We start from the raw sequence: 21310 nt of genomic DNA, 5'->3' as shown, positions 1-21310 counted from the left end.
TTCAAGTACAAAAAGTTACCTTTTCGTGAGGAATAGCTGGCATGGACATTAAAGAAGAACGAATCGCGTTCTCGACACGCTTGAACGCAATATTAGACACCCGAGGCTTCGCGCCGAAGCAACGGGGAAGACAAACCAAACTGGCTGAAAAGTTTAATCTTACACAGAAAGGTGTTCGTCGCTGGCTGGAGGGCGAGAGTATTCCTCGTATTGACAGTCTTAGAACCTTGTCTGAAGAATTCGACGTGAATATTGAGTGGCTCCACTATGGCAATGGCCCGATCAGCGCTTTGCACAAAGAGGTTGGTGGCAGGGTAAAACAAGCCAGAGATGCCAAGGGTTGGACGGAAGCCGAGCTTGCTTCGCACTTACAGAATCGGACAGGCGATACAGAAGTCATTAAGGTAGCTGGAGTCAGGGCTATAGAATCTGGTCGAAGGATGGAGTTTGCACCGGATTTGGCTGTTTATGCTGATGTGCTTGAAGTCAGTCTTTCTTGGTTGGAAACCGGATTGAATCTCGTCGTAGATGCTTCAGCAGAAGAGATTGAATCTGATGAAGGCGCCATGGTATCAGTGCCAAAACTGTCTGCACTGGCCTCAATGGGGCAGGGCATTCCGATTGAATTAGAACACGACCGTCTAATTTCTACTGTCAGTATCAGTAAGCAGTGGATTAACGAGCATCTTCCCAAAGTCTCCAGCATCGACAATCTCGCAATGATCACTGGCTACGGCGATTCAATGGAGGGCACATTCAATCACGGCGACATGCTCTTCGTCGATACGGGCGTAGATGAATTCATCATGGATGCAGTGTATGTGCTCGACTTAAATGGGCAGCTATATATCAAGCGGCTTCAAATGCGGCCTGATGGTGTATTGCTGATGATCTCAGACAATCCCAAGTATCGACCCTATGAGATTAACCCAGAAGAAAAAACGACCCTGCGCGTTCTTGGCAGAGTCGTTGGATGTTGGAGTTTTAGGGGGATGTGAGTTGGTAAATGTGTAATAATACTATCTCAGTTATTTAAGTGGAAAAGACCAGCCGAAGGGCTGGTCCATTATTTTAAAGGCAGTCTTTTTCAGAATCAGTTGTTAATTGATTTGATACCAAAATAGCTATCTTGGAGTAAGTAAGGTGAACAAATAGCTGGTGGTAATTTCGGTTGATTCATTGACTGAAAATTAATCACGCGACTATTGATATTATCCCTTGGTGACTTACTAATCGGAATGTTTCCAGCTTGCTTATTGTCATCAAAAAGATTGTGGTAAATATTCACATATGTGCTTTTATCATCATACTCATAAGAGAAAAATGAATCTTCTTTTGAGCGAGAAAAAGAAATATTATCCAAATTCAACCCGTTAACATGTGTATTTCTAACATCGCCTAGAGCAAGGTCTAAGCGTCCATTATTACCCGTAGGTTGGCCTAGAATAGAAATATTATAAAGTTTAATGTTGGTCAAATAAGAGTCTTCAGATCGTTCACTTATTAGTGCAGTCATCCAATCAGATTTACGTGTTAATGTTGCATTTTCTAGGGTGAAATTTGTCACTCGAGCATGAAAAATTTTGTCAAAAACTAGTGTTTTGACCTCTTCCAATTTGACACCGGCAATATCAAGCAACACATCACTTAATTCGAAGCCATTTATATTAGTCCAGAACAGCATTTTGAAAGGCTTTCCAGTGGAGCTCAAGTTATTAAATTTAACATTATTCCAGCGCGCTTTGATCGAAAATAAAGCCCACTCTTCTGTGTTATGGACTGTTGCATTATCAAAAACAATATCTGTTAGATTTGCAGAAATAAATGTTTTATAACGACTACTTGAGTCTCCTTTGAATCTCAAATTGCTGATTGTATGACCATTTCCATTGATACTCTCCCGTAAGCCATGCTCTAAAGTTGGTGAGGAAGTACAGTCAATATCATTAGTGATACTCACATAAGAGCTACTGATACTTCCATTAAAAAAAGAAACGAGCTCATCGCATGTTTGAATATTTATGTAGTCTGCCATGGCATTTGATGAAAATGATGATATTAACAACCCAAATGCGGTGATTAATTTTTGCACTCTTAATGAGTCCTTATTGTATGAATTTATTTATAACATTGTATATTTATCTGGTCTTTTTTTCAATAGAATACTTTTTTATGAATATCGTAAGGTTAAGGAGTAGGCAGTTATTCTTATTTATAAATAATTCAAATTAATTAATATTATATTTTAGTTTATGATATGTTTCATAATAACGAATAGATTAGGGTATAGGTTTTTTAATCTATTTTATCTCTTAGCTTTCATTTTTTTAAGTAAAAGAGATAAAAGTAATCCTGATTTAGTTACTGAGATATTTTTTTCTACAACGTGCCAATGCACAGTATTTATACGTTTGTTCCAACCTTGAATTAATATCGTACAATCACCAATAACACTCGACTGCACTTTTGCCAGATTTAATTCCAGTTTTTTTCGTTTGAGCGCTAATTGTTTTAAAGCCTTATGTGCGGCATTTTCCGCAACACCCATATCACTAAATATTGTTCGTAATGTCTTTTGGCAACCCTCCCTTCCGACAATAACGCACTTCCTCTTTGCCTCTTTCTTGTCATACCAATAAGCCCTCACCCCGGTATATCTTCCTTGTCTGTCGGCCTCGATATACCTGTGAGTATCTCCGTCTTGCCGTGTAATGATGACGGGCTCCAAATCAATACCTGATACTGACTTCGACTCACCGTTCTTTAACATCAGCAAGCAGCCATTTTTAACCGTTAATATAGCGTCGTATGTTTCGGCTAGACGGGTGAGTAGATTGGCATCTGATTCGTTGGTTTGGTCGATATGCTGGATGGGGGTATTTCGAAGTGATTCGGAGAGCTTTCCTTCAAGATGCTGTTCGCTGGCGATGGTGTCGAGGATTTCTCCCAATGTTGTTTCATGCCATGAGCGTTCTTTCTGGGCTTTAAATCCCTCCCGAAAATCTGCGCTTCTGCCGCGAATAGTGAGCTTATCGGGTGGGCCACTATGCTCTATTTCGTCAACAGTGTAAGTACCTTTGTCTACCAGAGGTTCGCCTTTCCAGCCGATGAAACATCGAACTTTCACACCCCTTCGAGGCATAGCAACCTTGCCATCGTGGTCGCTGATCACCAGTTCCATTTCATCGGCTTCGAGACCGCTTTTGTCAGTGATGGTCAGTTCAATCAGTCGGTGTCTGATTTTCTCAGTGATATCTTGGTCATCGACTTCAATGAGAAAGTTAGGAGTTTTTGTCATACCGTTGCCTTCAACGATTGGTTGAGAAGTGTGCTGACGTAAGGTGACAGGTCGCCAAGTTGATCGACACTGTTGTCATCGGTGCGTTTGAGTTGGAGATTGAATTCGATTTTGCGGGGGCTGCCGTTTCGCAGGAATACAGATTGTGTCTCAGAGACCTGATCGATAAACCAAAGACCCAATGTATCGCCGTTGCCGCTTATCAGCGCGAAGGCACTTCCAGTTGAAGCCATCTCGCGCAGCATCGAGAGGTCAAAGAGGCCGCCAGTGTATTCTGGGTAAAGGGTACCATTTAGGGTGATAGTTTCTTCACCCGGCCCCAAGTATTGGTAGGCAGGTCTTCTGCCGACCCGCTTGTTAGATGCCCAGCTCTGGCTGAACACATGTTGTAGTTGTTGATAAGCAGCGGTGTTGATTTCAAAAACGAATAGGCCAAGTGACAGCATCATGGTTTATTCCTCATCATAAAGACGCGACCGTATTCGGGCTGCGGCCTGAGACTCTCTCCGGTCCAGCTCCTGCGAGATTAACGTCACCAATTCACGAGGGTTATCAGCATGGCTTTCAATGGTGATTTCGCCATAGGTAATCGAGACTTGCACAGGCGCTTGCTTTGGTTGCGATGCTGGTCGAGTGGCAGGTCTGAACTGCATCCTATCCCGGTGGATAATTTCACTGGCGGTAGCGACAGTCATATTGATATCGGATGACATCGATTGCGTCAGTTGTTGGCCTAACTCGCTTATTGCCAGAATCGCATGCTTCGCCTTTGCGCTAATGCCTTTGCCCACGCCCTGACTGATAAAGCCACCCATTTCAGCAAATACGCGAGAAGGCGAGTGAATATCCAGTGTTTCTTTAAACCAATCGACAATTGACGAGGCGGTATCGGTTATTGCTTCTTTTGCTGTTGAAAGCTTATCGGTGATTCCTGACACCATGCCATCAATCAGGTTGCCGCCCATTTCATTGAATGAGGTGGGTAGAGTAATACCGAACCAGTCGAGCACTGATGAAAACGCGTGACTGAAATCTTCGAGTGGTGACCAATTAGCTACAGAAGATTTAACCAACTCGACGCCGATTGAAAATGCAGACCGGATGCTTTGCCACAGCTCGTTGAAAAAGGCTTTAACAGGCGCCCAGTATTGATAGAGAAGGTATGCGGATCCGGCGATGGCACTAATAACCAGCCCGATAGGGTTCATCAAAAATAGCCGCCCCAGCCAGACAAAGGCCTTACCCAAAAAGGGGACTGCTGTTTTGGCGATAGTGAGTAATCCCGTACCTAGACTTTTAATCCCTGACAGCAGCCCGAGTGATTTGATACCGACAACACTTAAGGCGTATTTCATTACAGCAAATGGACCGACGATGCTGGCAATGGTTATAGCTAGTCCGCCAAAGCCAAGAACCAGAGCACCCGCGATAGCAACGAACTTAACCATCTGCGCCGCAAGGACCGGGTTTTGATTAGTCCACTCGGTGACACGATTAATTAGTCCGGTCACAGACTGAACCAATTCCCGGATCGGCGCACTGTTGGATGTCGACAGGGTGATTTGTAATGCACTCCAAGCTGATTCCATGGCTTTGATATCACCAGCCATATTGTCACTCATCTGGGCGGATATTTTGGCCACTTCACCGCCAGACTGCTTGAGTAAATTGGCAAACTCTTCAATGCGGCCTGAGCCACTGCGCTCTATCAACTCAGCAAAACCAGTACCTGCCTCCTGTCCGGCGATATCAATAAATAGTTCCAGCTGTTTAGCATTACTGAGGTTCTCCGTCTTCTTAGCAATATCAGCGAGGATTTCAGGAAGTGGACGCATTTTCCCTGCGATGTCCATGGTTTGAACGCTAAGCTGACGCAGAGCATCTTTGGCAGCTTTGGGCGGCGCGGCCAGTCGTGTGTGCAATGAACGTAAAACGGTACCCGCCATACTGGCCTGAATACCAACATCACCAAGTAAACCTGCCATGGCACTGGCTTCTTCGAGGCTGGTTCCTATTTTCTGGGCGGCAGGGGCGACATACTTCATGGTCTCGCCCAGCATATCTAGGGTGACATTACTGCGGGTGATGGTTGCGGCCAGCACATCGCCGACTCGGTTCATATCAGTAGCTTCAAGCTTAAAGCCTGAAAGGATGTTCGAGGCGATATCGGCTGTTGCTGCCAACTCATTGCCGGAGGCTTTGGCAAGGCTCAATACACCCGGCATCGCAGCATAAATCTCGTTGACCTCAAACCCTGCCATGGCGAGAAATTGCATACCCGCCGCAGCTTCTGAGGCAGAAAATGAGGTAGAGGCACCCAGCTGCATGGCTTGTTGCCAGAGAGTTTGAAATTCCTGAGAGTCTTTGTTCATTCGTGTTAGAGCAGACACCTTAGACATCTGGCTTTCAAACTCGATACCGGGCTGGATCATGCTCTTTACAGATTGCAGTACCGTTGTTCCCGTCGCGTAGCCAGCGGTTCCGACCACACTGAGGTATGCTTGTTTTTCGAGTGTTCGGTTGTAACTGTTTTTTGCTTTGGTCAGCAGACGCTGTTTGTGACGAACTTTATCCAACTGTTCGCCATGCTGATTCATTTTGTTGTTAACGCTGTCGATACGCTTGGCGAGTTTCGACTCCTCAGAGGATAGGCGTCTTACATCAATACTGGATTGTCGGAGTGCGTTGGCGGATGCGAGCAGCGCAGTTCTTTGCTCCTGGTGCGCATCTTTTAGTGTGTTGAGTTGGCGTTTGGCCTTATCAAATTGTGCAAGCTGACGCTTGGTCGGTTTTTCAGTATGGGCAATGGTACGGCCCATTTCAGCCAGCGAACGTCTGGTGTTGTCGATGCTTGATGCGGTTCCACCCAGTTGGCTTTGGAGTTTTTTATAACCGCTGATACTCTTCTGTAGCCCTCTGAGTTCACGGAGCTCAGTCGCATTTTCAGTTAATTGGCTGTTGAGCGTTTTGGCTGTTTTAATGACACCTTTCAGCGGGCGGGTAACTTTGTCTACCGCCCGTAGCATGATTTGAAGTTTGAGGTCCTGTGCCATCAGGTGCTCCCATGAGATTACCGATGCTGGTTTTTGTTTCTCTCGATGGCGATGTCATGCCAGTTAAGGAATTCGTCAATCGGCATGCTGTCCATCTGTGAGGGAGGCCAGCCACCACCAAAAACCAGATTGATATCTGCCCATGCTTCCATCATGTCGACGGGGAGTCGGACGCTACGAAAAAACTCTGTACCCCTGACATCAACTGAATGAGGTCTGCCGGATCAAGAGTGACAATCTGTTGCTCAGTCAAAGCCGGTGTTGAGATACGGGGTAGTAAGGGAAGATAGGCACTAACATCCATCTGCATAATATCCAGCAGTTTGATGCCGCGAAGCTCGCCTGCCATGGGTTTACGAAGCTCAATCTCTTTGATGTGTTTATCGCCCTGTTTAATCGGAGTACTTAGCGATATTTTGGTGTTGTCTGTCATGGTCCATTCCTCAGCTATTCATTGACAGGGCTTTGCGTTGACCTTCAAGGCGGTCGATACCATTGACCTTTTCAATCATGTTGGCGTGGTCTATCTCAATCACGGCATCACCATTGATGAGGTATTTGTAATAGCTGACAGCGACCATCACTTTCATTGTTCCCATTTCGCCTGACTTGGCCGAGTCAAAGTCCAGCTCACGCCAGCGACCCCGAACCACCACCTCGATGGTGCCTGTTTCACAGGTACTGTCATCGCGCACAGCGGCTCCGAGCATACGAAGGCCGACCCCGGCTAAATCACAGACTCCCCAGTGTTCTAGCACTTCTCGGCTGTATTCGCGCAGGGTGAACTCCATTTCTAACTTCTCCATGCCGAGGTCAATTTCCACCTCGCCATTCATACCGCCGCCTCGGTATTCTTCTGTTTTGCGACTTAGCTTTGGTAGTGTCAGTTCTTCAACTACGCCAGCGTATCCCTGACCTTCGATAAACAAATTAAAGTTCTTGAGCGTTTTGGGCAGCATAGTGAGATTCCTCAGGCAGCACTAATTTGACTGGCAAAGTCGACCAGATAGTTGTCGGTGATCCGCTGTCTCAGCATCAGGTTTTCAAGCGGTGGGACGGGAGTGTAGTCATACTCAATCGCCAGTTTGCCGGACTTGAGCGTTTCCTTTGTATTTACCCTTGGGTCGAACCATGCGCTGCCACCAATCAGATAACCGTTGGCGACCATTTCGCGCAGTTTGGCATTAATGCCTTCGACAATGTCTCGGCCCAGTGTGGGGTGCAGGGGTTTGTCCACTGCCCAGAAATGTGCGTCGGCCATGGTGTCAGCTAATACCTGAGCAGTGCGGGTATAGTTTTCAAAGGCGAACAGGGGGTCGGCGCTACAGGTGCGTGAACCCCAGAATCGAAAGCCTTTTTGATTAATCAGCGTGGTAACTTCATTGCTGTTCAGGTAACCCGCGTCGGTGGCCGGGCTTTGCAGATCCCAACTGATATCTCTCGATACCCCGGAGACGCCTGCGATAGGCATGTTTGACAGAGTTTTATGCCAGCCGATGTCCTCATCAAGCTTTGCTCGCATCCCTAGTGCTCTTGCCGTCGCCCAAGCCTGACGCTCGGTATTTTTGACCGTATCCCAGTTTATAAAATCTGGCCAGAGCACCATCAATTCACGGTGACCGAAGTTGTTGCGGTAAAGCACTGCGTCTTCTTTGGTTTCGCATCCCCAAGCTGAGACGTAAGCAAATGCTCTTATTTGTGCCGCTATACCTGCCAGTTCGGCAGCGACATTGGCATTATCCAGACCAGGAGCACCGAGTATTCTGGGTGTTACGCCGAGTTTTGACTTGGCAGCCATCAAGGCTTGAAGACCTTTACGCTGACCATTCTCAATACCGCCTATGACATTAGAGGTGGTCTCGCTTTCGTCTTTTCCCTCGGGAACCCTGACGACGACAGTTAGTGGGTTACATTGGTCTTTAATGGCATCAAGCACATAGGGCAGGGTGCCTTTGGTGCCAGCCTTATCGATGCCATCTAATACATCCGTTAAAAGTACCGGGCGATTTTCAGGGAAGAAGTTTGCGTCTGCGTTTGGTCCTGTAGCAATTAAGCCAATAACTGCTGTTTGTACTGTGCGGATAGGTCGGGTGCCCTGATTGATTTCAATGACCCTGACACCATGGTGATAATCACTTGCCATCTGTTATTCCCCGCTGCTGTTTTCAAGCACTACCGCCACGGCGGTCGCTCTTTTTTCGATGTCTTCAACCACAGAGCTCAGCCCCTTTATCTGGAATGGCAGCTTGACCTCGCCAGACGAGACCTTGTTTTGAAATCCCTCGGCCAACTCAGAAAAAGGTGCAGCGGCCTCGCGTACCTCGGCTAGTGAGTTTGCTGTATGGAGCTTTGCGATAAGCCCGGTAAAGCCATAAAGGAGAAGCTGAACGGCGTCTGCGGTGGTGCCGAGAAGGGTTTCTGGGTCGCCGACAGAATCTGAGATTTTACCTCTGATATCTTTTCGAGTGATGATTTGCTGAACGTGGTCTGCTAGCTCGATATCAGGCTCGCCGAACTCGTCCATAAATTCAGGTGTATAAAATGAACTTATGAAATCTTGGAGGGTTGAGGCTGAGTATGCCCCATGGAGTGATTCTCCAGATTTCTTTTCGGTTGCAAGTAACATTTAAGAACCTCCCATTGAAAGACCGCTTGGAGTGGGATGCAGAAATGCCCAAATGGTTGGCATTGCAATGTAGGCTTCTATTGTCTCGGTACTTTTGAAGCCAACCGATAGGCTGTTCCCAAAACCTCCAGTTGTAGCAGATACTCCCACTACACCATCTATCAAAAACCAGCCTTGGGGAGAGTTTTGAGACTGCTCACGGGTGACAGTTAGGCCTCTTGGGGCCGTTGTTCTATACCCACTATGATCACCAATTCCCATGATGCTGCCTTTCACTAACTTGACCCACATACGGACACCGTAGTGACTTGAGTAAAGGGATCTGGCTTTAGGAAGAAAGACCTGACGGCTTTCTTCATTCTCTCCTGGTGTACCCGTAATCTTTAGAATGTGACCGTTTGAAATACACCCCCAACCCGTTGCAAGGCCGCCACCCCATCTGGGAAAGCGAGGACCTTTTGTATATCGATTGAAAAAGTAAGGAGTATCCTTTGTCGCTTTATCCGGATCATTGGTAGCGTTTGATGGGCGTTCGGGAACATAAGGAGCTTCAAAAGCAGATGTATAAGGGTGAGCAGCTTCGATGGTTAAGCCTCTACTAGAGAAGCCGTTTGGTATGCCGTTTACTACATCTTGCATCAATGAATTACTAACGAGATTCACTGGGAGTGGGTATTCCCCTTTGGCTTTTGCAACGTAAATATCTATTTTCTGTCGAGCACTGCCAAGCTCCCTATGTATGTCTGAGATTTGCGTATTTACCGCTTCGGTCAGCTTGTTCGTCGCCCGCACCAAATCAGTAATATCTTTTTCAAAGGACATGTTGGCTCCTTATTGCAGTTTGTCTGTCAGGTATCGCCGCATGCTGTCTATCTGAATCGTCGCTATCTGCGCGAGTTGTTGGGTGTGCTGCTTTGCTTGTTCATCAAGGTGAGCTTTCAGCGTTAAATAGCGGTTCATCATGGTGATTTGGGCGGTGGCCATCTTGGCTAGCTCTGGCGCGATGAGAATATTCAGCTCCGCACCCTTATCGATAATGGTCAGTGAATCTGCAGGTATGCCTGAGAGAGCAAGTTCAAAGGCCAGCAGTAAATCTACTTCTGGCGACTTGTAGGCGAGCGCTTTATTGGGTTCTGAATACACGGCAAACAACGTACCGTCATCAAGGAAAAAACCGACTTCTCTGACCCAGAACGACTTATCTGAGTTATCGAGTACGCTCATATGAATTTGTGTTGGTGTAACTGTTTTTCCTCTGGCGATAGGAAAACGGCTACGTTCTTTATCTAATGCTCGGCGGTTTTCATTCGGTTTATAAGCCGCTTCGCCCAATGCCACATGGGTGACTTTTGCTTGAAAGCCATTGCTGGTGGCATTAAATATGGCGTTTAGTCCGGCCCGGGTGATGACAGGTTTCAGGAGTGTTGTCATGCTGCCTCCCGGTCTGCGTTGCAGTAAAAGCGTGCCACAGCATATCGACGCTTATTGAGATGGATAGTCAGCGATAGCTCAGTGTGGGTAGGCTTGGGTTGAACGGACTCCGTTCGCATTTGGGTTTTTCTTGATTGCACCCAGCAAGATGAGGCACATGCAGCCGTAATTGTGTTATCAAGCCTAGCTCCAACTAAAAATTCGAAGGAACAACGCGCAGGTTTAGTCTGTTCAACGGTCCGTTTCACCGACTGGTAAAGGTCTGGGCTGAGGAACACTTTATCGTTGTGTGTAAGGTTTTGATTGGCCCATGCAATGAAACCAAAGCTGTACGGTGCGAGGTCATTTAAAAGAGAAAGATGAGTGTGTTTCGATACGTTTGACCATTCATAGAATTCAATGCTGATCCCAAGTGAATTCAGTGCGTTACCGACAGCATGTAGGGTGCCTTTGTGACGATGTATGTCGATACTTGCTTCGATAACATCGCGCTTCACGTGTTCTGGCCATTTGGGATCCCAATCATCAACGCTGACAGCCCACGCCAACCAGCCCAGTAAATTTGCAGGGCAGCGTTGCGGATGCCATTGGTCGAATATTCGTGATACCGGAATGGCTTCGATATGTTTTGCAGCACACAGGTCAAAGGCTCGTTCTGCGTCGCTGGCTGAAGGCGGCATGAGTGATTTATTCATACTGCCGTTCCTCTATTGATAAGTTCAATCGATAGGCAGTTACTGGCTTCTTGCTGGGATATATCCAAATCTGATGATGGCTCGACAAGTTCAACCCGCTGAACTCCAGGGACATGAATGGCTGCATGTAGTCCTGACAAGGTGACATCATGCCCGATGAGTTGTCGCTCTTCGGTGTAGTGCTCTGTCTTACGCTGGGCTTCGGCGATAGTGATAGCAGCATCAGGTCCCGGATAGAACCAGACATAAGCCCGAACTCTGTAATTGACGATAGTTGCAGGGCGAAGCCTTGGCCTGTCTGTCAGTGGTCGAATCGCATTATCGTTCAATCGTAAGCTAACTGCTTTCATCACCTCGCTGGTGGGTTTGCCATTGCCTTTCCGGCTCAACACAGTAATCGCAACATCACCCGGGGTGGGGTTCGTCAGTCCCGCGTCATAGTCAGTTGTTAGCAAAAGCGTATGCGAGGGCAGGGTAGCAGCAACTGCTGCTGGTACTTTGTAGCGGGAGAACGTTGGAGCATCAATAGCGATGTCTTTTACATCCTGATGAGCGGCAAGCCCGTGATAGATGTAGGCGCCAATTGGACCAGCTGTTGAATAGCCTTCAAGTGCGAGCTGTAATCTTGCTCTGAATTCGGTGTCGTTCTCATATTCCGCAGGCAATGGTGGGTTCTGACTTTTATCCTCTTCGCGGAGTACCTTACGAGATGTTTGGATAAAGGGCAGGCTACCTAAATGATCGAGCTGTGGCCCCATAGCTTTTGCCAGCATCAAAGCCAGAGCCTGACTATTTGCAAGGTGACGTTCATGCATCACTCTATATGCGATGGCTTGAGCAATTTTACTGGCAGGCTCAGACTCCAGCTCCATGGCATCTTTGAGTTCTGGTGCAAAGCGGAGTATGTCTTGCTTAACCTCACTCAATAGGCTTTCAAAATCAGGTGATTCAATCACAGTCGGGTCGGGTAACGACTGCAGTGCGCTGGAGGCAAGTAATGTCATGATGTGCCCCCATATGCCACCGAAAAATGTTGAGGGGTATCGTCGGCCAGCTTGCCTCTTACCTCAATACATACACGTCCATCACTTTCAGCGGAAACTTGAATGTTGCTGAGAGCTAATCTTGGCTCCCAACGCAGCAGTGCTTCAGCACTGGCGGCAATAACTCGCATCCGGCCTGAATCGTTTGCTGCTTGGTCGATGAGTTCGAATAGGTGCGAGCCATAATTCCGTCTCATGACTCGCGAGCCAATGGGAGTAAAAAGTACATCGGCGACTGATTGCTGTAAGTGATTTAAATCAGCAGTCTTATAGCCAGTTAACGTATTCATCCCAACGGTGGTAGGAATCATTGCGGCGTCTCCGTTGGTGATTTGCTCTCTGGTGAAATATGGGTGTGTTGCTGAACGCTGATTCCGTCAGAGGTGATATCGCCATTCTGCTGAGTTACAGGACCGTTGATGTGAATCTTGGGTGAGGTGATTTCAAAGCTGCTTGTACCTTTTATTTTGATATGTCGGGCACTAAGGGATATTTGCTTGATGCTGGTGACATCTAGCAACCCTGATTCGATGTTGTAGCTGAGGTGTGTCCCATCATCGAATTGAATCACATCAACCTCTTCATCGGTTGAAGGTGTGTCGAGCTGGTTTGAGTAAAGGATAGAGACAATCAAAGCCTGAGCAGGGTCACCTGAAGGGCAGACAAACACAACCTGAGTACCCAAACGAAGCGGACGCCAACGAATGTAATTACGGCCCATTTCTGCTGGCCAATCTAACCAGTCAGTGAGCAGTTCACCGCTTTGAATGCGAAGTTGCTTTGTCTTATGCTCAACAGCCGCGATGGTTCCGATACGAACCAGATTCTCAAATCGGCGGAAGAGTTCGGAAGTATTTAGGCTCATGAGAGCATGTTGATTGAGCGTTTGGATGGAGTCGAGTGTTGGTTGGTTGATCTTAGCTGTATCAACTAGGCCATAATTCAAGTAACTCAAGGGCTTCAGCACGGACTTTGAGTCGTCGTGTATACGTCGAGATTATAAGAAGTTGTGTTGGTCATGTGTCCTGTGGGACTGATACACTTCTCAGTCACTTTTCTAGCACTATCCGATCACTATGCCTGATATCAAGCTATTCAAAATCAACTCAGTTAATGGAGATGTATCTGAGTTAACCAGTCGTTCAGCAGCAAAGGAAAAAGAGCTGCAGACGCTTTGCGAGCTAAACCTTGAAACATTATTGGGTATTAGGTTTTTGGCTACTGAATTTGTCACCAGCCATCGCGGACGGATTGATTCGCTTGGTCTTGATGAGAATGGTTGCCCGGTGATCATTGAATATAAGCGCCACGCCAATGAGAACGTCATTAATCAAGGACTTTTCTATCTCAACTGGTTACTGGACCATAAAGCGGACTTTCATTTTCTCGTTGAAGACAAATTGGGTCGTGACGAAGTAGAGAACATCGAATGGTCCGGTGCTCGTTTGATTTGCATAGCGACTGACTTCACCCGCTATGATGAGCACGCTATTGCCCTGATCGACCGTAATATCGAACTGATGCGATATAAGTATTTTGGTGATGATTTGTTCCTGCTTGAGTTGGTCGAAGCGCAACAGACTCAGCATCAATCACCAAAACGACTCGTCGAAAAAGAATCAGCAGTAGCTACCCCGTCTCAAATATTTAAGGTAGAAATAAAAGAGAGTGAGGAGCGTAAAGATACTCACTCAGCTAGAAAAGAGCAGGCGAGTGAAGAATTATTGGCGATGTATGAATCTATTTGTGACTTCGCCAATTCTCTAGGTGACGATGTTCAACGTAAAGAGCTGAAGTTCTATACCGCGTTTAAACGAATCAAAAACTTTTTTTGCGTTCAAGTTTGGGCAACTCAACGTAACCCTTCTCTTCGTCTTTACCTCAATCTAAACCCAGATGATATTGAGTTAATCGATGATGTAGTTTCTGATGTACGTGATAAAGGGCATTGGGGAACAGGCGATGTCGAGGTGATTGTTCGTTCTGTTGAGGATGTTGAGAGAGCCAACCGACTTGTTTTAAAAAGTTACAAGCTTGGATGAGGCTATTTTTTGGCATTCATAATAAGATATTTTGGAAGCATTATCCCGTGTAGGATAACTGCTTCCTACACGGGATTTGATTTCTATAAAAGTTTTAGTCCAAATTAGCTCTTGAATAGTCTGTTTTTTTGAAAAGGGTATTTCTTTTATTTGTGTCTACATTAAAGTATGAGATTGCAATGCCAAATGGAAATTTCTTATTCTTGTTTTCATACTTTACAAATCGAGGGTTGTTTTCATATCGTGACCATCCATCGCTGGTATATGCACTACTAACATACTTTGTTTTTTCCGATTGTGGCGGAACAGACATATTTAAGTTGTCTAAGGTTGATACATTTTTACCCCAATACATACTAAATGAATCAATTTCTATATAATTATTTGTTAAGTTGACTATTTTTAATTTGCCGTTACTCCAAGATGCATTAATACTATTGTCACTTGTGGAATAAAATTTCGGCTTCATATCATAGTAAGCAGAACTAACCGATATATCTAACGATGGTGACTCATCATGTTGAATGGATGTTTTTGATAAGCTATATTTAATACCTTTTATTCTACCTGAATAATTTAATGGTTTTATTACCTTAATATAAGGTTTTCCCCATATATTTGTTTCCATATTATATTTTCTTGGTACGACTTCAAATCTAGTGTCTCTTTTTATGTGTGATTCAAGATCGGCAGATATTTTATCTTTTGAACTAACCTTAATATCAATCGTTTTATTCTGTACATGATTAATCAATGTAGTATATGCGTCGATATTATTGTTGTACTCTCTAACAGAGAAATTGACTAATTCATCTATATATTTATTAAACCCATGATCAGAGCATAAAGAGCAATCTCTTCGGAGAGCAGGCTTTCCATGCCATGCCTGATTCAGTGTTTCTTTTGTAATATTGTTATCTTTATTTATTTTGAAAATATAATAATAATCCATTGATGTGTAGTGGTACTTCCGGTTTCTGCCTCCACTATACATTATTCCACCTTCGGTCCAGACTGACATCGATGTCCTATCACCTCTCTCATAGCTTGTTGTTGCAAACTCAAAACGATATCTTTCATGCGCCTGATATAATATCGTTTCAAAGAATAAGTTTTTTTGACTAAGTGTGAGGCTGGTAGGTTTTAACTCATAGTCGAGAATATCAATAATAGGCCCAACAACTTCAGGTTCTTCAGAAGTCGATTGGCAGCCTATAACAGAAATTGAAAGTACTAATATTAAGAGTAGTTTTTTCATCTCATTATTATCTCTATATCATTAATGAATTTGATTTATTGACAGAAAGAGTATTCTAAGAGATATGATTTTATTTTTTTAAAACCTTTTCAATAACAAATTTATGATGGTTGATTGAAGTGCTAAATGATGTTTTTAATTGTGTGTATTCTCACAATGTTTTTTTTGTTAATTACATGTTTTCATCTTTAATATGTTGCTATTTGTCTGTTTTTAATAATTTCAGGAATAAAATGATATAATCATTATTATTGTCAATAATCCGTCTAGTTTGGTATTTGATTGAATGAAGCCTCGGTGCCTTATCCCTTAAACCAAAGTGATGTACCTTTGCAATCCTTGCATCGCGCCCTTCATAGCCAACAGCTAAGCCATCTGGTGTCGACTGGGCCTTCAATCGTTTCGCCTTGCGTAGGCCCATCATCATTTTCTTTTTACGCTGAACGCGACCATGTCTATCTCGTCGTTCTTTTCTGGGCGCCCACTTTTTCCCGTCAGGGTCTTCTTGAGCCTTCATCCGTTCTTGTTGGTTTCTTCTAATCTCCAGTGCCATTTCACGGAACAGTTTTTTGCGTTGCTTCGGCGCTATCGAGCGCAAGATGGATTCGGCCCAAGGCTCAATATCATTGAAGTTATTCATTCGCGGCTTGTTCCTGGTTTGGAATTAGGATTTCAGTGAGATCTGGGCCAACACAGGATTTAAGGTGAATACCATCTGCTTTGATATCCACTTTGACAACTTCTGAGAGCTTTAGCCTTAGAGATAAGTCGACGGCTGATTGGCTGAGAATATCCACCTCAAATTCGAGTGCTTCCTGATCGTAAGTGGGTTGATTGAGCTTCATCCATTCGAGGGTCAGATAAGCAACTTCTTCAGCCCGGCCAGCAAAGTCAGTGATGATGATGTTGGCAAGGTAGCTCAACTCAAAATGGTTGTTTTGCTCTCCTCGGTAACTGATTACCTGACCTTGCTCTGCGAACGTCAGTAAATCATCCGGTTCGATACTAAGAGGCGATGACAATAAATACTCCCGGAGCGACTCAAGCTTTTTCATGGAGCCTCCTAGTTCTGTTTGTCCCTGAGCTGACGCTCGATTAAGCGGTCGAGCTTGCCACCTATATTTCGGAGGTCCTGACGTATCTCATCCCTTGTGGCTTCGACCCTTTCTTCTATGCGTTTTTCGTTGTCATACAGAAACTGAATATGCTGAGCGTTTTGCTCGACGCGTTTATCAACGGCAAGTGCCCATGAGAGTAATGAGAAGCCTATGATGATGGTACTTAGGATATGGCCGATACTTATGGTTTTATCGAGGTGCCACTGGCTACGTTCGTTATCTGGCTTCATTTTTCTTACCTCGTCTGTTCATCGTGTTGACTGAGTCGATAAGTGCCTGATGCTTTCGACGACAATCGCCATACATGGTGATCACTAACTTCGAAAAATGTAGTCGCGTGACCATGCCACCATTGCCGAGCAGAGGGAGCTTTGCGCAAGGTCGGAGCAGAGAGCGGTCAATGCTGAGCGAGGTCGCCGTTGGCTGCATCGATAAGTTTGTTGATGAGCTGCAGGCCATCGTCATCAAGGCTACAGTCATCATCAATGTATTGATTTGCATAGCTTACGACCTCTTTTTCAATTTCCTGAACCTGTTGTTTTGCCTGTTCTTGTTTAGCATGGAATACGTCGGCTATAACGTTGCGCTCATCGGCTGTATTTCTTTCCTGTTCAAGAGTACGAGTGACAGCCAGTTCCTTCTCCGCCAAGCAGTTTTCACCCGCATTAAGATTGCCGTCCAACCAGCCTTTTCCATACCCAAGGGCTAAAGCCAACGGCAGTGCTGCGGCAGGCCAGAAACGAAGAAGAGAAGTAAAACTCAAAATCGTCATACTATTTGCTCCTGCTTCTGAAACTGTCATCCCATGTTGCACCGAATACATAGGTGCCAATCACCGAACCCGCTAGCAAATAGGCGCCATTCACCAATGATTGATTAAGAGGGTTACTTTCGCCTTTGAGCATCAAATAAACGATGACAACACCACAAAGTAGCAGTGTAAAAATGACGATCCTTCTTCGGATATACCATTGATCTGAGCCGTTCATAATGGGTATGCCTGCCAACTGAGCTGAAAGTGAGGGCCATCAGGAAAGGTGGTCCAGTCGCCGCCCCAGACAATATCGATACCGAGTTCATTCGCTGCCTGCTTCATGGCCGCTGCGATTTTGTGATAAAGCGGCCAGCTCCAATCAACGCAGCCATCAACATAGGCTCCAAGGTCAACCGCATGACCTGTAAGGTGGCGACTTCTCAGGGTGCTTGATGCACCGCTGGCGACCAGCTTTTTCTGGCGCTCAATCGTTCTCACGCCTTCCAATACGGTAAAGTCGGTGCAAGTGATATCGATGGCCCGTTCAACTATCCGGCGTAAATCAAGGTGAATGCCTTCCATTTTTTGGTACGAACGATGACTGAGAGTGAATTGGCTCATGGCTAGTCCCAAAGATGAATAGTGGGTTTAATAGGTGCATGGTATTGAGGGAGTTCTACTGCCGTTCCATGTGGGATAAAAGGGGTGTTTTGATCGATATGTGGGTTAAGGCTAAGCACTTCTTCAGTGATCCCAGCTGTTGTGTTGAAATACCGCCAGCAAACTAGGTCGAGGGTGTCGCCCTGTTGGGTGAGTACTTTCATCAGATTAACTCCACAGTGACTTTCGATATACCAAGTAGCAGGCGGATGGCTTCGCGGGATAGACGAAGGTGGTCGTCGATTCTGGCTTTCATCTCGTCAGCTTTTTCATGGCCTGATTTGGTGCTGTCAAAGTCCCGGTAATTCTCTAAAAGAGCACTTTTCGTTTTGTTAAAAAGGGCTGCGCGATAAAGAAATTCGACACGAGAGTGAGTGCCATAAGATTCAGATATCACCTCAGCGAGCGTGTTCTTTTGTTGACTGTGTTGCCAGTCCGCCAGTTCCTGGTTCACAGCAGTCATAGCAAGGGTCAGATTATGTTTGAGGTTGGCAGTGTGGATAGTTTGATCGACCCGCATTGTTGCTCTGAAATCACTGATATCGACATCAGGAAAAAAGCCATTATTTTTGACGTTATCCGAGACTTCGTTGGGATTGTTGGTCGCGATAAATCCGCTCATCATGCACCTCCCGCACAGTTAGGACTGAGGAGGCAGCGGGCACCAGTATGATTATCTGTCACGAGGACGAAAATACACTGAGCCGCTGCGGGTGGGGGGACCCGGTTATTAACTCTCGGAGCTAATCTCCCGTTGGAGTTTCTCCATGGTTTTCTTCACACCGGCTCTAGGGTTAAGTGCCAGTGATTGTTTTAAGTGAACAATAGCGTTCGCTTTGTCGTCCTCGGAGAGAGCTAGCCCCAACGCTTTGTGAAGCCGGGAGCGAACCTCATCAGGCATATCATGGTCTTTGGTTAGCTCGACAGTTTGAGCTAGAGGGACTTTGGCATCGATGTTGTGATTAAGAAATGCATCGGCTATCTCTTCAGCAATTAAGGTTGCAGTGTCTCGCTTAAACCTCTCAGGCATCGCCAGATTGAACTGAATGGCATACTCTGCAATTGCCATCGCTCCCTCTAAATCTCCTGCGTCAATTCGCCAGACCATGACGGTCATTAACACATCATCTTGATGGCCTGCACCAGCCGAAAGAACACCCTCTACATAGGCGTCATAGTCTGAGAGGATCTCTGACTTAACCGTCGCTCTCCGAGATAAGCTTTGAATTTTAGAGAGTTGCCTTTGGTGCGTTTTTAATTGAGCCAGCATCAATTCATACTGGCTAGCGTTCATCTGAAGGCCTTGCTCAGAACGGCTTTGTGACTCCTTTTCCGCCAGTGTTTTTTGTCTATGATGTCTGGCGATACTCATTAGGCCCAGCCCCCTGAACCATCAGGAACCAGAATGTTTTCAACCAGACAGACGAGGTTGTAGTCCTCAACCACATAGGCCTCATTGACTGATTGATAGTCTTCTATCCTGTCACGTCTTGGGTTATCCATGATGTGTCGGCGACGACTGCCTTCCTGATAGTAAATACTGAGATTATTCAGGCGAGTAATGGCAAATGAACGTGAGGGGAAATAGGGCACTCGGACTGTTTTAAGTCCACCGATTTGTTTGTTACTGATAATAATATCAAGCGCGTTACGCTCGGTCGGTGCGTCATGTTCATTGATCAATGCGAGGTATTTATCTGCCAATAATTCACGACCCATGATCACCACGAGTTCTGGATCATCGCGGTACCACTCGGCTATCAACTCATTGGTGGCATCGTAAACGGCGGCATCAATATTCTGGTAGTCTCCGCCGTTGCCGACTTTGATATCTGAAATCACACTCTCTTGGCTGTTTTGTCTCAGGTGCTCCAGCCAGCCGACATTGACGTCTTGCAACAGCGGGTTGGCGGCACGATCAGAGGTTGCTGAACGACTTAGACCGTTGAAGCCAATCATTAATCGGTCTCTGGCAATCTGTTGAGTCACGACGTTACGAAGGCGGGTTTGAAAACCTGGAAACTTCGCCCACGCATCGAGCTTTGCGTATTTCACATGGGTATCGAAGTTGGTTTGTTGACAGCGATAGCGGTCTTTATCGAGCGAAGTTGGGTCGGCGGTTTCGCGTTCTTTCAGGTCTGTATCTGTAGTGCTGGCGATTGTTGAGCCAACATCCAGACCAAGTTTTTCGCCTTCCTGCTCTCTGACACCATGAATGTTGATGCGTTGCAGAAAACCGGATGATTCGCGGATGCGCTCTTCCAATGATTGCTCGACGGTGGGTTCGACACTGAACTGCTGTGTACCATCTTCTATACCGTTCAGTTCGGCTTGTCGGCGCACATAAGCGTTGTAGTGTTGTCGTGTTTCGTTGCGCATAAGTTATGTGCTCCTCAACAGTCAGTCAGCGCAGCTTCGGTGCCTGTCGCTGAAGGTCTGGCAGAATGGTGGGTGTCAGCGTCCTTGCTGAGCTGGTTGGTGAGCGAATCGAGTCGGGTGGATAATTCGGAAAGTTTGTTTTCAAGGTCATCGAATTTCGTGTGGTTTGACGATTGTTCTTTTAGATCACCTTGAATTTTCTGCTGAGTTTCAGCCAAAGCCAGCAGGCTTGATTCAATGTCTTCCAATTGCTGATCTTGGTTGCGTTGCTGCCCGCTTAACAATTCGCGGATACGAGAGAGGAGGGAAGGTTTGTCGTCCTCTTCGCTGTCTTCGTCAAATTCGAGTTCATCGACCTCGACAGATTCAGAAAAAACCGTATTGGGAATATCTGTGCCTTGTGAAAACTGATCGCGATTCTTCTGGCTAAACTGCAACATTTCTGTACCCAAACTTGCGGGACTGTCAGTGACAGCAAGGCCGACCATATAAGCTTGTTTGGTATCGCTAAAGCTGGGATCCATTTCAATGGAGGTGAAGACCTTTTGCTTGCGTTTGTTAAGTTCCAGCAACTCAGACGTGGGAGAGAGCTTGGCTAATAGAATTCGTTTACCTTCCTGGTCATCGTCTGCCTTTAGGGCTGTGACATCACCAAATGCTGGAAACACGCCATCAGGCAAAAGGCTGCGGAAGTGTTCCAGCCAAATTCTCGCGCCGTAGATGTCCGGGTTGTAGTTGGACGCCATTTCATCAATTTGTTGCCGCGTAATTTTTCGGCCGTCTGTCGTGGCTCCCTCCCGGCAGACCCGGACAAATTTAGATATCAGTTTGCTCATGTCTTCTGGTTCGTCAGTCACTGTGTTTAAAGGCATAGTTGGCTAAGTTTTTACTGATAACAACCTGCTGACGGTTGATACCACTGATATCAACTAACAAGTCCTGCTGTCGATGTT

General features: G+C 45.9%; 30 protein-coding genes. 2 read left to right on the top strand and 28 right to left on the bottom strand.

Annotation, left to right across the window (positions count from 1 at the left end):
• The first annotated feature begins 41 nt into the window (after positions 1–41).
• Positions 42–998, top strand: a complete 957-nt coding sequence (locus A8L45_RS16680) for a helix-turn-helix domain-containing protein (protein ID WP_068904343.1) — start codon at positions 42–44, stop codon at positions 996–998.
• A 95-nt stretch (positions 999–1093) separates the two neighbouring features.
• Here A8L45_RS16680 and A8L45_RS16675 read toward each other — a convergent pair whose 3' ends face one another.
• From A8L45_RS16675 to A8L45_RS16610, 15 genes are all read right to left on the bottom strand, one after another.
• Positions 1094–2092, bottom strand: a complete 999-nt coding sequence (locus A8L45_RS16675) for a pectate lyase-like adhesive domain-containing protein (RefSeq protein WP_068904341.1) — start codon at positions 2090–2092, stop codon at positions 1094–1096.
• A gap of 213 nt (positions 2093–2305) precedes the next feature.
• Positions 2306–3298: a contractile injection system protein, VgrG/Pvc8 family gene (locus tag A8L45_RS16670; RefSeq protein ID WP_068904338.1), complete on the bottom strand. Its 993-nt coding sequence runs from the start codon at positions 3296–3298 to the stop codon at positions 2306–2308.
• Positions 3295–3747 (bottom strand): phage tail protein, encoded by a 453-nt coding sequence (locus tag A8L45_RS16665; protein ID WP_068904336.1) that lies wholly within the window; start codon positions 3745–3747, stop codon positions 3295–3297. Before A8L45_RS16665 ends, A8L45_RS16670 begins: the two co-directional genes overlap by 4 nt.
• Before the next feature lie 3 nt (positions 3748–3750).
• The gene (locus tag A8L45_RS16660) at positions 3751–6351 is read right to left on the bottom strand and encodes a phage tail tape measure protein (RefSeq protein ID WP_068904334.1); all 2601 of its coding nucleotides are present in this window, start codon (positions 6349–6351) and stop codon (positions 3751–3753) included.
• Positions 6352–6368: 17 nt separating this feature from the next.
• Positions 6369–6506, bottom strand: a complete 138-nt coding sequence (locus A8L45_RS23890) for a GpE family phage tail protein (RefSeq protein WP_083228382.1) — start codon at positions 6504–6506, stop codon at positions 6369–6371.
• Positions 6503–6784: a phage tail assembly protein gene (locus tag A8L45_RS16655; RefSeq protein ID WP_068904332.1), complete on the bottom strand. Its 282-nt coding sequence runs from the start codon at positions 6782–6784 to the stop codon at positions 6503–6505. Before A8L45_RS16655 ends, A8L45_RS23890 begins: the two co-directional genes overlap by 4 nt.
• A 10-nt stretch (positions 6785–6794) precedes the next feature.
• Positions 6795–7310, bottom strand: coding sequence for a phage major tail tube protein (locus tag A8L45_RS16650; RefSeq protein WP_068904330.1), 516 nt, complete (start codon positions 7308–7310; stop codon positions 6795–6797).
• Between the two features lie 11 nt (positions 7311–7321).
• On the bottom strand, positions 7322–8494 hold the full coding sequence (locus tag A8L45_RS16645; RefSeq protein WP_068904328.1) for a phage tail sheath protein: 1173 nt from the start codon (positions 8492–8494) through the stop codon (positions 7322–7324).
• Positions 8495–8497: 3 nt separating this feature from the next.
• The gene (locus tag A8L45_RS16640; RefSeq protein ID WP_068904325.1) at positions 8498–8977 is read right to left on the bottom strand and encodes a hypothetical protein; all 480 of its coding nucleotides are present in this window, start codon (positions 8975–8977) and stop codon (positions 8498–8500) included.
• Positions 8978–9799: a hypothetical protein gene (locus A8L45_RS16635; RefSeq protein WP_068904323.1), complete on the bottom strand. Its 822-nt coding sequence runs from the start codon at positions 9797–9799 to the stop codon at positions 8978–8980.
• Between the two features lie 9 nt (positions 9800–9808).
• Positions 9809–10408, bottom strand: coding sequence for a phage tail-collar fiber domain-containing protein (locus tag A8L45_RS16630; RefSeq protein WP_068904321.1), 600 nt, complete (start codon positions 10406–10408; stop codon positions 9809–9811).
• Positions 10405–11103 carry a phage tail protein I gene (locus A8L45_RS16625; protein WP_068904319.1) on the bottom strand — a complete coding sequence of 233 codons (699 nt, stop codon included), beginning with the start codon at positions 11101–11103 and terminating at the stop codon, positions 10405–10407. The genes A8L45_RS16630 and A8L45_RS16625 overlap by 4 nt, the downstream gene beginning before the upstream one ends.
• Complete coding sequence (locus A8L45_RS16620; RefSeq protein ID WP_068904318.1) at positions 11100–12107, bottom strand: baseplate assembly protein; 1008 nt, start codon at positions 12105–12107, stop codon at positions 11100–11102. The genes A8L45_RS16625 and A8L45_RS16620 overlap by 4 nt, the downstream gene beginning before the upstream one ends.
• Positions 12104–12457, bottom strand: coding sequence for a GPW/gp25 family protein (locus A8L45_RS16615; protein WP_068904316.1), 354 nt, complete (start codon positions 12455–12457; stop codon positions 12104–12106). Before A8L45_RS16615 ends, A8L45_RS16620 begins: the two co-directional genes overlap by 4 nt.
• Complete coding sequence (locus A8L45_RS16610; RefSeq protein ID WP_139122403.1) at positions 12454–13101, bottom strand: phage baseplate assembly protein V; 648 nt, start codon at positions 13099–13101, stop codon at positions 12454–12456. Before A8L45_RS16610 ends, A8L45_RS16615 begins: the two co-directional genes overlap by 4 nt.
• A 121-nt stretch (positions 13102–13222) precedes the next feature.
• Between A8L45_RS16610 and A8L45_RS16605 the strand changes: the two genes are divergently transcribed.
• A complete protein-coding gene (locus A8L45_RS16605; RefSeq protein WP_068904311.1) occupies positions 13223–14188 on the top strand; it encodes a DUF5655 domain-containing protein in 966 nt (321 codons plus the stop codon).
• Between the two features lie 94 nt (positions 14189–14282).
• On the opposite strand, the gene A8L45_RS16600 is transcribed toward A8L45_RS16605, so the two are convergent.
• From A8L45_RS16600 to A8L45_RS16545, 13 genes are all read right to left on the bottom strand, one after another.
• The gene (locus tag A8L45_RS16600) at positions 14283–15446 is read right to left on the bottom strand and encodes a hypothetical protein (RefSeq protein ID WP_068904310.1); all 1164 of its coding nucleotides are present in this window, start codon (positions 15444–15446) and stop codon (positions 14283–14285) included.
• A 199-nt stretch (positions 15447–15645) separates the two neighbouring features.
• A complete protein-coding gene (locus A8L45_RS16595) occupies positions 15646–16086 on the bottom strand; it encodes a phage virion morphogenesis protein (RefSeq protein ID WP_068904308.1) in 441 nt (146 codons plus the stop codon).
• On the bottom strand, positions 16079–16501 hold the full coding sequence (locus A8L45_RS16590) for a phage tail protein (RefSeq protein ID WP_068904306.1): 423 nt from the start codon (positions 16499–16501) through the stop codon (positions 16079–16081). The genes A8L45_RS16595 and A8L45_RS16590 overlap by 8 nt, the downstream gene beginning before the upstream one ends.
• Before the next feature lie 8 nt (positions 16502–16509).
• Positions 16510–16794 (bottom strand): hypothetical protein, encoded by a 285-nt coding sequence (locus A8L45_RS16585; protein WP_068904305.1) that lies wholly within the window; start codon positions 16792–16794, stop codon positions 16510–16512.
• On the bottom strand, positions 16781–16993 hold the full coding sequence (locus tag A8L45_RS24630; protein WP_175402005.1) for a hypothetical protein: 213 nt from the start codon (positions 16991–16993) through the stop codon (positions 16781–16783). Before A8L45_RS24630 ends, A8L45_RS16585 begins: the two co-directional genes overlap by 14 nt.
• Positions 16962–17336: a hypothetical protein gene (locus A8L45_RS16580; RefSeq protein ID WP_068904303.1), complete on the bottom strand. Its 375-nt coding sequence runs from the start codon at positions 17334–17336 to the stop codon at positions 16962–16964. Before A8L45_RS16580 ends, A8L45_RS24630 begins: the two co-directional genes overlap by 32 nt.
• A gap of 1 nt (position 17337) precedes the next feature.
• Positions 17338–17553 carry a hypothetical protein gene (locus A8L45_RS16575; RefSeq protein WP_068904301.1) on the bottom strand — a complete coding sequence of 72 codons (216 nt, stop codon included), beginning with the start codon at positions 17551–17553 and terminating at the stop codon, positions 17338–17340.
• On the bottom strand, positions 17550–17939 hold the full coding sequence (locus tag A8L45_RS16570; protein ID WP_068904299.1) for a M15 family metallopeptidase: 390 nt from the start codon (positions 17937–17939) through the stop codon (positions 17550–17552). The genes A8L45_RS16575 and A8L45_RS16570 overlap by 4 nt, the downstream gene beginning before the upstream one ends.
• A 2-nt stretch (positions 17940–17941) precedes the next feature.
• Positions 17942–18142, bottom strand: a complete 201-nt coding sequence (locus tag A8L45_RS16565; protein ID WP_068904297.1) for a tail protein X — start codon at positions 18140–18142, stop codon at positions 17942–17944.
• The gene (locus A8L45_RS16560; protein ID WP_068904294.1) at positions 18142–18603 is read right to left on the bottom strand and encodes a head completion/stabilization protein; all 462 of its coding nucleotides are present in this window, start codon (positions 18601–18603) and stop codon (positions 18142–18144) included. The genes A8L45_RS16565 and A8L45_RS16560 overlap by 1 nt, the downstream gene beginning before the upstream one ends.
• Before the next feature lie 105 nt (positions 18604–18708).
• Complete coding sequence (gpM, locus tag A8L45_RS16555; protein WP_068904292.1) at positions 18709–19350, bottom strand: phage terminase small subunit; 642 nt, start codon at positions 19348–19350, stop codon at positions 18709–18711.
• Complete coding sequence (locus tag A8L45_RS16550) at positions 19350–20357, bottom strand: phage major capsid protein, P2 family (RefSeq protein WP_068904291.1); 1008 nt, start codon at positions 20355–20357, stop codon at positions 19350–19352. The genes gpM and A8L45_RS16550 overlap by 1 nt, the downstream gene beginning before the upstream one ends.
• 14 nt (positions 20358–20371) lie before the next feature.
• Positions 20372–21229 (bottom strand): GPO family capsid scaffolding protein, encoded by an 858-nt coding sequence (locus A8L45_RS16545; protein ID WP_083228381.1) that lies wholly within the window; start codon positions 21227–21229, stop codon positions 20372–20374.
• Positions 21230–21310 lie beyond the last annotated feature (81 nt).

This window comes from Veronia pacifica, assembly GCF_001707825.1.
In the GTDB taxonomy this organism is placed as follows: Bacteria; Pseudomonadota; Gammaproteobacteria; order Enterobacterales; family Vibrionaceae; genus Veronia; species Veronia pacifica.
This window is presented reverse-complemented; position numbering and strand designations above follow the sequence as displayed.